Annotated in this window: 12 protein-coding genes; 8 read left to right on the plus strand and 4 right to left on the minus strand. The window is 40.3% G+C overall.

Annotated features, from left to right (window positions below; all coding sequences use genetic code 11):
* Nucleotides 1-417 precede the first annotated feature (417 nt).
* Nucleotides 418-1,026 carry a transglycosylase SLT domain-containing protein gene (locus J8M01_RS12050; protein ID WP_192506748.1) on the plus strand — a complete coding sequence of 203 codons (609 nt, stop codon included), beginning with the start codon at nt 418-420 and terminating at the stop codon, nt 1,024-1,026.
* Nucleotides 1,027-1,093: 67 nt separating this feature from the next.
* On the opposite strand, the gene J8M01_RS12055 is transcribed toward J8M01_RS12050, so the two are convergent.
* The gene (locus J8M01_RS12055) at nt 1,094-2,368 is read right to left on the minus strand and encodes a CNNM domain-containing protein (RefSeq protein ID WP_192506749.1); all 1,275 of its coding nucleotides are present in this window, start codon (nt 2,366-2,368) and stop codon (nt 1,094-1,096) included.
* A gap of 61 nt (nt 2,369-2,429) precedes the next feature.
* On the minus strand, nt 2,430-3,236 hold the full coding sequence (gene ccsA, locus J8M01_RS12060; RefSeq protein WP_210996111.1) for a cytochrome c biogenesis protein CcsA: 807 nt from the start codon (nt 3,234-3,236) through the stop codon (nt 2,430-2,432).
* Nucleotides 3,237-3,401: 165 nt separating this feature from the next.
* Between ccsA and ffh the strand changes: the two genes are divergently transcribed.
* The 6 genes from ffh (at nt 3,402) to tyrA (ending at nt 8,287) form a co-directional block, all read left to right on the plus strand.
* Nucleotides 3,402-4,781, plus strand: coding sequence for a signal recognition particle protein (gene ffh, locus J8M01_RS12065; protein ID WP_192506751.1), 1,380 nt, complete (start codon nt 3,402-3,404; stop codon nt 4,779-4,781).
* Between the two features lie 246 nt (nt 4,782-5,027).
* Complete coding sequence (gene rpsP / locus J8M01_RS12070) at nt 5,028-5,276, plus strand: 30S ribosomal protein S16 (protein WP_138589647.1); 249 nt, start codon at nt 5,028-5,030, stop codon at nt 5,274-5,276.
* 17 nt (nt 5,277-5,293) lie between these two features.
* Nucleotides 5,294-5,827: a ribosome maturation factor RimM gene (rimM, locus tag J8M01_RS12075; RefSeq protein WP_192506752.1), complete on the plus strand. Its 534-nt coding sequence runs from the start codon at nt 5,294-5,296 to the stop codon at nt 5,825-5,827.
* Entirely contained in the window at nt 5,828-6,595 is a 768-nt protein-coding gene (trmD, locus tag J8M01_RS12080) for a tRNA (guanosine(37)-N1)-methyltransferase TrmD (protein WP_192506753.1), read from the plus strand. It abuts the gene before it with no gap.
* A 33-nt stretch (nt 6,596-6,628) separates the two neighbouring features.
* Nucleotides 6,629-6,988 carry a 50S ribosomal protein L19 gene (rplS, locus tag J8M01_RS12085; RefSeq protein WP_010362248.1) on the plus strand — a complete coding sequence of 120 codons (360 nt, stop codon included), beginning with the start codon at nt 6,629-6,631 and terminating at the stop codon, nt 6,986-6,988.
* A 165-nt stretch (nt 6,989-7,153) separates the two neighbouring features.
* Entirely contained in the window at nt 7,154-8,287 is a 1,134-nt protein-coding gene (tyrA, locus tag J8M01_RS12090) for a bifunctional chorismate mutase/prephenate dehydrogenase (protein WP_211047589.1), read from the plus strand.
* A 49-nt stretch (nt 8,288-8,336) separates the two neighbouring features.
* Here the strand turns inward: tyrA and J8M01_RS12095 are convergent, their stop codons facing one another.
* A complete protein-coding gene (locus tag J8M01_RS12095) occupies nt 8,337-9,491 on the minus strand; it encodes a chorismate mutase (RefSeq protein ID WP_192506755.1) in 1,155 nt (384 codons plus the stop codon).
* Nucleotides 9,492-9,837: 346 nt separating this feature from the next.
* Here J8M01_RS12095 and J8M01_RS12100 point away from each other — a divergent pair, with 346 nt between their 5' ends.
* Nucleotides 9,838-12,822, plus strand: coding sequence for an EAL domain-containing protein (locus J8M01_RS12100; RefSeq protein WP_211047587.1), 2,985 nt, complete (start codon nt 9,838-9,840; stop codon nt 12,820-12,822).
* On the opposite strand, the gene J8M01_RS12105 is transcribed toward J8M01_RS12100, so the two are convergent.
* Nucleotides 12,819-13,148 carry a stress response translation initiation inhibitor YciH gene (locus tag J8M01_RS12105; protein WP_192506757.1) on the minus strand — a complete coding sequence of 110 codons (330 nt, stop codon included), beginning with the start codon at nt 13,146-13,148 and terminating at the stop codon, nt 12,819-12,821. The genes J8M01_RS12100 and J8M01_RS12105 overlap by 4 nt on opposite strands.
* Between the last annotated feature and the right edge of the window lie 98 nt (nt 13,149-13,246).

Consider the following 13,246-nt stretch of genomic DNA (forward strand, 5'->3'; position numbering starts at 1 on the left):
CAATAGCACTAAAAGGCGCATCAGTAATTGATATGGTGCTGGTGCCAACGGCGAGTGTATTACGCGAGGTGATACCTAATGAAAATAAGATTATGCTTTTTTCATCTTTATTCTACTAATGTAATACGATGTATTTTTCAAGCGTATTTTGCCTGCTTTTTCAGGTACAATCAATTTATAGACTCAGAACTATTGACTAGAGAAAAGGGTATTGATTGTGTTTGATGTAGTGTATTTTATGTAGATAAATGATGCTGAGTTTAATAATGGAAGTAAGGTGGAGAAAAACGTAGGGGCAAAAAAAACGCAGCTAAGAAGCTGCGTAAATTGAAATTCAGGGATGAAACAATGCTAAATAACTGCATTCATAAGTTATGACTCACCAGAATTGCAAAAGTTCAATAGGTTTAAAAAAAGATGACAAAAAAACGATTATTTATACCTTTGCTGTTTATATTGGGTGGGTGCGCAACGGCACCACCAAAGCAACCTGATGATTTATGTAAAATTTTTCAGGAAAAAGAAGATTGGTATTATGATGCCAGAGACGCACAAGAAAAGTGGGGTGCCCCAAAGCATGTGTTGATGGCAATGATGTATCAGGAAAGCTCATTTAAACATGATGCGGCTCCGCCAATGGAGTACTTTCTATGGATCATTCCAACAGGCAGGGCGAGCTCTGCATATGGTTACTCGCAAGCGAAAACAATGACCTGGGCAGATTATATTCGTGAGTCAGGTAATTCAGGTGCAGACCGAGATGATTTCGAAGATGCCATTGATTTTATGGCATGGTTTGTTTATAAAACCCATAAGGTAAATGGTATTTCTAAGTGGGATGCTTACGCACAATATTTAAATTATCACGATGGTTGGGGCGGCTACAAGCGCGGTACTTATCGTAAGAAAAAATGGTTGATGGCAGTGGCGAATAAAGTAAAACACCGTGCGAGTCGCTATGGCGCACAACTGAAACGCTGTGAAGCAGATTTAGATAAAAACTGGTTTGAACGTTTATTCTTTTAAAAACAGCTTATAAAAACGTAATGTTAAAGCACCAAATTGATGGTTTGGTGCTTTATTTCTAGTATGCTTATTTTGTTGCTGTTCGTTGTTGTGGAAATACTTTGACTTGCTTAATCATGTTTTCTTTAATTTCAATAATTTCAATTGGGTAGCCTGCAATACGCATTCCGAGCTGTGTTTGCGGAATATCTTCTAAATACTCTACAATTAAGCCGCTGAGTGTTTTTGGCCCTTCAGTTGGCAACTCCCAAGTCATTTCTTTATTGATATCACGAATATTAGCGGCACCATCAACCAGTACTGAGCCGTCGCTTTGTACATCTACTTCGTCACTTGTCGCACGTGTTTGCGTGGTTGTAAAGTCACCTACAACTTCTTCAAGAATATCTTCGAGTGTAACCAACCCTTGAATATCACCATACTCATCAACAACTAAGCCAATTCGCTCTTTGCTTTGTTGAAATTTCAGTAACTGCGTATTTAATGAGGTATTCTCAGGAATATAGTAAATTTCTCTAACGGCACGCAACAATGAAGGCTTATCGAATTGCTCTTTAGTAAGCAGCCTCAGCGCATCTCTGGAGTGAATAAAGCCAACAGCATCGTCGATTTGGTCACGATAAAGCAATACACGAGTGTGTTGTGCATTGGTGAGTTGCTTAGAGATGTCTTTCCAATCATCATTTATGTCTATTGCGTTAATTTCATTACGCGGGATCATTATATCTTCAACGGTAACTTGCTCTAAATCAAGAATGGATGTGAGCATATTTTGGTGATTTGAAGGCAGCAACGCACTTGACTCATTCACCACAGTTTTAAGCTCTTCTTTACTTAGGCTATGTTCTTCTATTTGTTGATTTGAGATGCCAAAAATACGTAACATCCCATTGGTTATCCAATTTACCGCTATAACAAAAGGGAAAAGAACTTTAAGTAAACCCTTAAGAATTATTGAACTGGGAAAAGCGACCTTTTCTGGGTAAAGTGCGGCCAATGTTTTTGGGGTTACTTCAGCGAAAATGAGCACCACGAGTGTTAATACAAATGTGGCAATGGCTATACCCATATCACCATACAGACGAATGCCGATGATTGTGGCAACTTGCGCAGCCGCAATATTAACGAGGTTATTACCGATAAGGATCAGGCCGATGAGCCTATCAGGTCGACGTAGTAACTTACTAACACGTTTCGCTGCTTTGTGATTTTGTTTTTCGAGATGGCGTAACCGAATACGGTTAATTGACATGATCCCTGTTTCAGAGCTTGAAAAGTAGCCCGAGATCAAAATAAGCAAACCCAATATTATAAATAGGGTGCTTGTAGATATGTCGTCCAACAGAGGAGTCCTTTTTTTCTTACGAAAGCGTATTAAGCGTTAGCTTGGATTGTTAGTCAAGTTAAAACTTACCAAGTATCACTTCTTGAATGAATCTGCTGCCGAAATAGGCAAGAGTAACCAGCCCTGAAGCGCTGATAATAGTGAACACGATGGGTTTCCCGCGCCAACCCAAATAGTGATGACCAATTGTAACGGCTGTAAATATCGCCCATGAGAGCAGTGACAATACAGTTTTATGTATAAATTCCTTTGCAAACATCCCTTCAAGAAATATAAAACCAGACAATAAAGCCAAAGTAAGCAGTGCAGTACCAACTGTAAGTAATTGATATAATTGACGTTCAACCTGCATAAGAGGCGGTAGGTGACTATGCATGATAGCTAAGTCTTTTTGTTTTAAACGTTTATCAATAAAGAAGAACTGAATGGCGTATAAAGTAGCAATAATAAGCACACAATACGCTAATAACGATAAAGAGATATGTGTGACAAGTCCAATATCGACATTAATTGATTGCATAACAATATGATGAGGTATAAACAAACTCGCTGTTAATAGTAGCGCAGCAAACCCATAGACAACAGGCAGTAACAAAGTTGCCGGGAACTTAAGCGACACAGTGGTAACACTAACAACAATGACCCAGCATGTCAGTAATGCGACGTTGACGGTGCTTAAATCTTGCCCTTCAATGGTAAACACAGAATTCACTAAAACAAGCATATGTGTCAGTATCGCGAGCGTACTGAGTATGATTGTCAATTTATGGCTAGGCCCTTCTTTATGAAAGAGGCGAGATAGTACATGCCCGGTGGCAAGCACATAAAAAACGCTGGCAATAAGAGACAAGCTAACAATCAACATATGATTAAGGCCTAATAATTAATTTCCTTTGATAGGCTATTGTATTTTAAGCCTAGCCGCTTGCATAGAGTTTCTAAAAAGAATCTTTGTCTGCACTTGAATACTGTATTAGTTAAGTGCATATCAGTATAATGCACAGCAATTACGATATATTGGAACCTATACATGTTTGAAAACCTCCAAGAACGCTTAGGTAAAACGTTAAAAAATATCAGTGGCAGAGGCCGCCTTACTGAAGAAAATATAAAAGATACGCTACGAGAAGTGCGTATGGCATTGCTTGAAGCCGATGTTGCTCTGCCCGTTGTTAGAGAGTTTGTTAAACAAGTAAAAGAACGAGCGGTGGGCGTTGAGGTCACAAAAAGCTTAAGCCCAGGCCAAGTCTTTATCAAAATTGTGCGTGAAGAGCTTGAAAGCGCGATGGGTGAAGCAAATGAAGAGCTTAATTTAGCGGCTCAGCCTCCAGCTGTGGTAATGATGGCTGGTTTGCAAGGTGCGGGTAAAACAACCAGTGTTGCTAAACTTGCTAAATTCTTAAAAGAACGTAAAAAGAAATCAGTATTAGTGGTGAGTGCGGATGTATATCGCCCTGCCGCGATAAAACAGCTAGAGACACTGGCAACTGAAGTGGATGTTGAGTTTTTCCCCAGTGATATTTCGCAAAAGCCAGTAGATATTGCAAACAATGCGATAAGCCATGCGAAGAAGAAGTTTATAGATGTTGTGTTAGTTGATACAGCAGGTCGTTTGCATGTTGATACCGACATGATGGATGAAATTAAAGACCTTCATAATGCAATTACACCAGTAGAAACTTTATTTGTTGTCGATGCGATGACAGGTCAAGATGCGGCAAATACTGCGAAAGCTTTTGGTGAGGCATTACCGCTTACAGGTGTTATTCTGACAAAAACCGACGGTGATGCCCGAGGTGGTGCTGCATTATCTATCCGTCATATTACGGGTAAACCTATTAAGTTTATGGGTGTAGGGGAGAAAACGGATGCACTAGAGCCGTTCCACCCTGACCGTATTGCATCTCGTATTTTGGGGATGGGTGATGTTTTATCACTTATCGAAGAAGTCGAGATGAAAGTCGATAAAGATAAAGCTGCAAAAGTGGCTGAGAAAGTATTTAAAGGCGATGGCTTTACACTGGAAGATTTTGCTGAACAGCTAAAGCAAATGAAAAACATGGGCGGCATGATGTCGATGTTAGAGAAACTGCCTGGTATGAATAATTTACCAGATGCTGTTAAAGGGCAGGTAGGGGACAAAACGTTCTTACAAATGGAGGCAATTATTAGCTCTATGACGCCTAAAGAGCGAGCTCGTCCAGATATTATTAAAGGTTCGCGCAAAAAACGTATAGCAGCAGGTTCAGGCACGCAAGTGCAAGACATCAATAAATTGCTTAAGCAGTTTACCCAAATGCAAAAAATGATGAAAAAAATGAAGGGTAAAGGTGGCATGATGAAAATGATGCGCAACATGAAAGGGATGATGCCGCCTGGAATGATGGGCGGTGGTGGTCCTAAGTTCTAGAGCAAAATATCGCTATTTCTTTGATGAAAATAAAAAAGAGGCAACAGCCTCTTTTTTTATTGATTACAAAAGCAGCACCATGTTATGGTTGTTTTTCACCCTCCAGATCAGCATTTAATCTACCTAAGTGTCATTTATCCGCACTTCTTACTTGCATTGTGGCTAAAAACTCGTACAATTCCCCAGCTTCCTATTGTGGGAAGTAAATCTTATTAATGAAAACAGTCAATCTATTCAGAGGACGGTATGGTAACTATTCGTTTGCAACGTGGTGGCGCTAAAAAGCGTCCTTTCTATCAAATTGTGGTTGCGGATAGCCGTTTCTCGCGTGACGGTCGTTTCATCGAGAAAGTAGGTTTCTTTAACCCTATTGCTCAAGGTCAAGAAGAGAAAGTTCGTTTAGACTTAGCCCGTGTTGAACACTGGGTTGGTCAGGGCGCATCTCTAACAGATCGCGTAGCTAAGTTAGTTAAAGACGCTCGTAAAGCGGCTTAATAGGCGTAAGTGTAACCATGAGTCAAGAAAACACCACGATTATTGTAGTAGGTAAGCTTGGTGCTCCTTACGGAATTAAGGGCTGGCTTAAGGTACATTCATTTACTGATGATCCCCAAGGGATCTTCGATTTCAGCCCATGGTTAATAGGGCAACAAGGTAAATGGCAAACCCTTGAAGTGAGCGACTGGCGTCGTCACAACAAGGGCTTTATCGCCAAGTTTGCGCAAGTAAACGACCGAGACGAAGCAATGGCGTATACCAATGCTGAAATTTCAGTTGATTCAGCGCAATTGCCGGAACTTCCTTCTGGGGAGTTTTATTGGCGAGATCTCATTGGCATGTCGGTTGTAACGGATAAAGGTTATGATTTAGGCACGGTTGATGACTTGATGGAGACAGGCTCAAATGACGTTTTGGTTGTGAAAGCAAACAAAAAAGATGCATTTGGTCAATCGGAGCGTTTAATTCCTTTTCTAACTGATTCAGTTATTAAAGAAGTCAAACATGAAGAGAAAAAAATTACTGTTGATTGGGATCCAGGCTTTTAAATGAGTCAGCAAAATCCACTATGGGTAGGAGTGATTTCACTTTTTCCAGAAATGTTTGATGCGATAACCCAACAAGGCGTTACAGGACGTGCAGTTAAAAACGGTTTAATCGATTTTAACTGTTGGAATCCACGAGATTATGCAATAGATAAGCATAGAACCGTAGATGATAGACCTTATGGTGGCGGCCCTGGTATGTTGATGATGGTTCAACCATTGCAACAGGCTATTTTAGCTGCAAAATCTGCGGCTGGAGAAGGCGCTAAAGTAATTTATATGTCCCCTCAAGGGCGAAAACTAGATCAACAAGGTGCTGCTCAGTTAGCGGCATCTGAAAAATTGATTTTAGTAGCTGGTCGGTATGAAGGTATAGATGAACGGATCATTGAATCTCTTGTAGATGAAGAATGGTCTATTGGTGATTTTATTCTCAGCGGTGGTGAACTACCCGCCATGACACTTATTGACGCAGTCGCGCGATTAGTGCCTGGTGTATTAGGGCACAACCAGTCAGCTGAGCAAGACTCCTTTTCGGATGGCTTGTTAGATTGCCCTCATTATACTCGGCCAGAAACATTGGACGACAAACAGGTGCCTGCTGTATTACTCAGTGGAAACCACCAGGCAATTGCGAAATGGCGCTTAAAGCAGTCATTAGGAAGAACCTGGCTACGACGTCCAGACTTGTTGCGTAACCTAGCTCTGACTGAGGAGCAAGCGGCACTACTCGCTGAATTTCAGCATGAGTACCAAGAAGCTTGTGGCTAGAAGACAGTTACACCTAGGAATGTGAGAAATATAATGGCAAAAGTAAACCAAAATATTATTAAAGCGCTTGAAGAAGAGCAGCTTAAAAAAGACGTACCAGTATTCGGTGCTGGTGATACAGTAGTTGTACAGGTACGTGTAAAAGAAGGTAACAAAGAGCGTCTACAGGCTTTTGAAGGTGTTGTAATCGCTAAGCGTAATCGCGGTCTACATTCAGCTTTCACTGTTCGTAAGATCTCGAACGGTGAAGGTGTTGAGCGTGTATTCCAAACGCACAGCCCTCTTATCGATAGCGTTACAGTTAAGCGTCGCGGTGCAGTTCGTCGTGCTAAGCTTTACTACCTACGTGAGCGTTCAGGTAAATCAGCACGTATTAAAGAAAAACTTAATTAATACGGGCGTTTATCACGCTGAAAAAACAGGCCACTCTTTGAGTGGCCTGTTTTGTTTTGTGCGTTATATTTTTATGACTGCTTATTTTATGTCTTTTCTCAAGACTTTGTTCCTGATAGACTGGCTGTATTATATATTTTACACTGTAATTTTAAGTTTACACTTATGGATAATGGAATTGATTTACATACATTGAGAGAAGGCATTGATGCCTGTGATACTGAATTAGTGGCATTATTAGCGAAGCGTCGCGCATTGACAGAGCAGGTAGGCATTGTTAAACAACAGACAGGTGCACCTTTACATGCACCAGAACGAGAAGCAGAATTGATCTCTGCAAGGCGACAGCAAGCACAAGAAAGTGGTGTTAATCCTGACTTAATCGAAGATATACTCAGGCGAATGATGCGCGAAGCGTATGAGAATCAACAAAGTAAGCTCGCATGTGCTGCACCTGACCTATCACCCATTGTTATTGTCGGTGGTGAAGGGGCTATGGGGCAACTATTTGCGAAACAGTTTCGCCGTTCTGGCTATGAGGTCCGCATTCTCGATAGACCTCAGCAAGACAACATATCAGAAGTGCTTGAAGGGGCTAAACTGGTATTAATTAGTGTCCCGATTAACGCGCTTGAAGAAGTTGTTGCCGGATTACCCCCATTGGCAGATGATTGCGTATTAGCTGATATAACGTCTATTAAACAAGGCCCGTTGAAGTGTTTGATGAACAAACATAAGGGTCCCGTTGTTGGGCTGCATCCAATGTTTGGCCCTGATATTTCTCATTGGGTAAAACAGACCGTTGTTGTATGTGATGGCCGAGCGTCAGAGGCTTATGCTGGGTTTTTAAAGCAGTTGGGTGTTTGGGGTTGTCAGTTGGTCAATATTGATGCAAAGAAACATGATCAAGCGATGCAAATAATCCAAGTTATGCGTCACTTAACAACGTTTGTTTATGGTCGGTTTTTAGCAAAACAGTGTCATACTTTGGAAGAGCTAAGAAGCTGTTCTTCCCCAATATATCAACTTGAACTCATGATGGTTGGGCGGTTATTCGCTCAATCTCCTGAGCTTTACTCAGATATTATGCTCGCCCAATACAACGATGTAGAAGGGCTATTAGCGAGTTATCAAGACACTTTTGCCGGAACGTTGGATATGTTGAAAAAAGGCGATAAAGCGGCGCTGATAGATGCATTTGCTGACGCCAAACAGTACTTTTCCAGTTGTGTAACTCAGTTTTTATCGCAAAGTCGTGGCCTATTAAATAAAGCCAACGATTCAAAAGTATTAGATTGACAAATCGAGTTAAAAATAGCGGATTGTCCGCTATTTTTAACCGATAAAATTAAAGGACGTCTACAGCCTGTAAAGATTCACTTTGATAGCACCCTAAAATACGAATAAATTGAGTACACTCTTTGAGTTGTTCTAGTGCTTTTTGCACTTTAGGCTCTGCAGTATTTGCAAGTAAGTCCACATAAAAGACTTCTTCCCACGGATTACCAGGAACCGGCCTTGATTCTAGTTTGACCATATTAATATTATGAAGTTTAAAAATCATTAATGCGTCAGCTAATGAACCAACTTGCTGTTTTGTCGCCATTATTAAGCTGATTTTTGTTGGGAGCTGTGTTGAAACTTGCAGCGATTGACGAGCTACAACAATGAAACGACTGTGGTTTTCAGCCTGATTGGCTAAGGCCGTTTTTACAACTTCGAGGCCAACATTTTTACCGGCTTGAGCTGAGGCAATTGCTGCACTGTTTGGTGTTTCTAACGCGCATTGTATTGCACTGGAAGTTGAGTCACAAGTTTCTTGTTGTAGCTCACCTAAACCTTGCAGGAAGCGGCTGCATTGTGCAAATGGCTGGTGATGTGCAAAGATTTTAGTAATATCTTTTAACTCTGTTCCAGGGTTACTTAACAAGCAGTGTTCAACGGTTTGCGTAACTTCCCCAACAATGGAGACTTGCGCATGTTGAAGTAAATCGAAAACTTCATTTATACTCCCTGAACTGGTATTTTCAATTGGAAGTAAGCCATAGTCAGCTTTACCTTGTTCAACTTGCTCCGTTATTTTATCGAACGTAGAGCAACCCATTTCTACAATTTTACCGGGCCGACGGCTAAAGTATTTGTGACAGGCTAATTGACTATAAGACCCTTGGCCGCCTAAATATGCGACTCGGTGTGTATCGCCAAGCACTTGTGGGTTTAGGCTTTTTTGCAATAAAGCCTGCTGGTTTAAAACAGAGTCTTCAAGGATGGTTTGAAAAACACTGTTGACATAAAAGGCGTCTAATCCCAGTGATTTACCATAGCTAATTAGTTTTTCTAACAGTGCTTGCTCTCGTTCCTCATCTCGAATAGGTTTGCTGTTCGCAATTTTGTATTCTAATACACTGTGGCTAATACGACGGCGTTTTGCTAGCAGCACCATTAAGTCCGCATCTATTTCATTGATGTCGTGACGAAGTGCATTTAATGTGTTTTCAGTCATAGGTCCTCATTCCCAATGGCAAAAAAAAACCTCCCAGTTGGGAGGCTTAGCTATTTGATTTACTCACAAACAGTTCAGCCTCTTCACCTAAAGAAGCTAAAAAAGAAATATGTAATGTGCGTAATTATGATTTTCATAGTTTTTTTCGAACAATCGAATAACTTAAATTACATACATTATTACCACACTTTAAATTAGTTCGACAAGTTATTATTTTGTGTAATTAGATTTATGACACATAATTGTTTCAGTGGGGGGGTGATACGCGCGTGACTTAAGCAACAAGGATCTGTTATATTAATTCGAATCTTTATAGAAAAATTACAATTATGATAAGGGTTTAACCGTGGTCAATCGTAGACCCCCTTCGAGGTTTGGAGCCAACTCCTTAAGTGTTAAACTGTCGATGTTGATTTCGGCGGTGTGTTTGGTTGCGGGGATCTTCGCAGCGGCACTCATGCTGAAATCAGAAGAGAGACAGCTAATTTATGAAGAATACGCAGAGTTAAAGCGAGTTAGTGGTCAGGCGGTTACTCAATTTAGCCAGTATCTTGAATTAAAAACCAGTTTGGCGGAACAAGCAAATGCAGTTGTGGCCAAGCAGCTATTCACCGGGGAAAATTTAACATTAACACCGGCAAAGTTGAATGTCGTTGATCTTGATGGTGCATTTAGAAGCACTGCAAAAAATGGGTTATCTGCGGCGTATTTATCGTCAAGTGAGTTAAGCACAAAAGACAAGTCCTTGTTTTCCCAGTCAGAATCATTGTGGAACATCATTGCACCACCATTATTACAAGATTTTTTCAATTTTTATTTAGTAACACAGCGAAATTTTGTCCGTATAGCGCCTCCCAATATTTTATTAAATAGCAAACCAAAACAAGCGTTATTTAGCACGCATACATTGCCTCTGTTGAGAGAAGAGTTAAACCCTACGAGGGAAGCGATTTGGTCTCGGGTTCATTTTGACGATGTTTGGAATAAATGGGTTATCAGTATTCTGGTCCCTCTTTATCACAATGATCGCTATTTAGGTTTTACAGGAACAGATCTTGAGTTAGATACACTGTTGTCGCATTTACCAGCCCCAGATACGAGGCAAGGATTTATAATATTTGACCAACAAGGCAAGATTATTGCGGCGCCAAACTTTGGCAAACAAAACCAAGGCGCTAAATTGACAAATGAAGACGCATTGTCAATTCCAGCGTTAAGCAATGTGATTGAGTCAGCTTTGTTGGTTAAGCTGCCTGAGTTTCAAGATGAATTTATTCATGAGAATGAAGATCATATTATTAATATTAAACAATTAAAGCAACTGGATTGGTATATAGGCGTATATAAGAAAAGGGATTCAGCGTTATCGGCGCTGGAAGAATTGAAAGTTAAATTTTTTGGCTTATTTTTGCTGTATGCATTATTTGTCGCACTGTTGCTGCATCAAGTGTTATATCAATTAGTATTGGGTCGCATCAATGTGTTAGTTAATGCGGTTGTGGGCTTTGGTCGAGGCCAATGGGATATGCCGTCAATGCCCAGTAGTAAAGATGAGATTGGTCAGTTAAATGCGTCTTTTAACGATATGAGCACAGAGATAAAAAAATTAGTTAGCGGCTTGAATCAACGTATTACGGAAAAAGAAATAGCAGAAAAAGCCGCAAATAGATTGTCAAAGGCGGTTTCATTTTCTGGTACTGCTGTGGTTATTACGAATGAACATTTTCAAGTGGAATATGTAAATCCTAAGATGTTGGAAATGACAGGCTTTGAAGAAGGTCACTTTTTAGGAAAGTCATTACTGAATATAATCTCAAAAGATATGGCAATATTGGTTGATGATATCGATATTGACCTGCGCAGTCGTAATTACTGGCGTGGTGATACCATGCTTGAAGGGGCTGGACCTAAGCCTATTTGGGTGAGTCTAAGTATTTCTCCAATCAGAGAAGATGGAGGGCAAATCTCTAGTTATGTGGCATCTGCGCAAGATATTTCTTTTGTAAAAGAAAGTCAGAGAAAAATGGAAGAGCTCGCATACTTTGATACATTGACAGGGCTTGCCAATAGAACCTTCTTTAGAATGCAGCTCCGAAAATCAATGGCACTGGCTGAGCGCGGTCACTATGCATTTGCTTTGTTTTATTTTGACCTTGATGAGTTTAAGCGAATTAACGATACGTTAGGTCATGATGCCGGTGATCGGTTATTGGTTGAAGTTGCTGAACGGTTAAAACTACGGTTAAGATCAGAAGATACTATTGCACGACTCGGTGGCGATGAGTTTGCTGTGCTACTAAGTGGTATCGAGAAACGTGAAAATGCAATGGAAGTGGCACATATTATTCAGCGTACTTTAAATCAGCCAATTAAACTCGGTAATAATGAAGTGATTGTTAGTGCCAGTATTGGCATAACAATGGCGCCTTTTGACAGTCAAGAAGAGGAGCAATTGCTTAAGCATGCTGATTTAGCGATGTATGAAGCAAAAGCCAAAGGACGAAATACCTTCCACTTTTATTCTCAGGAACTGGACGCTGCTGCGAATGAACGACTGTATATTGAAAATGAACTTAGGCAAGCTATTAAATCAAAACAGTTTTCACTATATTATCAGCCTCAAGTTGATTGCAAGACTCTGAAAATTGTTGGTTATGAAGCGTTGATCCGTTGGAAACATCCTGATAAAGGCATGATCCCCCCGACGAAATTTATTCCAATTGCTGAAGCTACAGGGCTTATTGTGGAGTTGGGTGCATGGGTATTGGAAGAAGCCTGTATGTTCTCAATGCGATTGCAGCGTCAAGGGCGCTCGGGAAATATGTCAATCAACCTCTCAGCAAGGCAATTTAAAGATGCGCACTTAATAGCAGAAATCTCCGATGTTTTAGAACGAACACAAATGCCACCAAGCCTATTACATGTGGAATTAACAGAAAGTATGTTAATGGGAGATGTAGAAGCGGCAATTGCACAGTTACATCAGATGAAAGATCTGGGTATTGGGTTGTCAATTGATGATTTTGGAACAGGCTACTCTTCTCTGAGTTATTTGAAGCGATTCCCTGTCGATAGCTTAAAGGTGGATAGATCGTTTGTTAAAGATATTCCGGATGACTCTAATGACATGGAAATTACGGCGGCTATTATTGCGATGGCGCAAAAACTTAAGTTGCAGGTTGTCGCTGAAGGGGTAGAGACTAAAGAGCAAGTTGCGTTTTTAAAACGTAATAATTGTTTTATTGTTCAGGGATATTATTACAGTCCTCCTTTACCAGAACATGAAATAGAGATATTTAGATCTCAACTACAAGATAAAGCCGGTATTTAACCACCGGCTATTTTTACTTTAAACTTAAGAGACTCAAGAATAAGTTTGAGTTTGTTCCTGTCATCGCCTTGGACTTCAATGATGTTTTCTTTTAGCGCACCACCTTGTCCCATTTTGCTTTTTAAGGTCTTAGCCAATTTCTTTAAATCATGGACTTGAGGGTCAACACCAACAACCAGCATGACGCCTTTACCTTTACGGCCTTTGGTCTGCCGTTCAATTCGTATAGCACCATCTTTAAATATTTTTGCTGGTGAATCAACTTGAGGCTCATCTACTTTAATTCGACCAATGTCGGTTGAATATACTAAGCGATTTTCTGACATTTTTTACCTAAACCCTATTGTATGTTATGCCTATCTTTGCATTTTAGATATATTATTTGCTGATACCAAGCTTATTTTTATGCTTAGGAGTAAGAGAA

It is taken from the genome of Pseudoalteromonas sp. MMG005 (assembly GCF_018101015.1).
Taxonomy (GTDB): domain Bacteria; phylum Pseudomonadota; class Gammaproteobacteria; order Enterobacterales; family Alteromonadaceae; genus Pseudoalteromonas; species Pseudoalteromonas aurantia.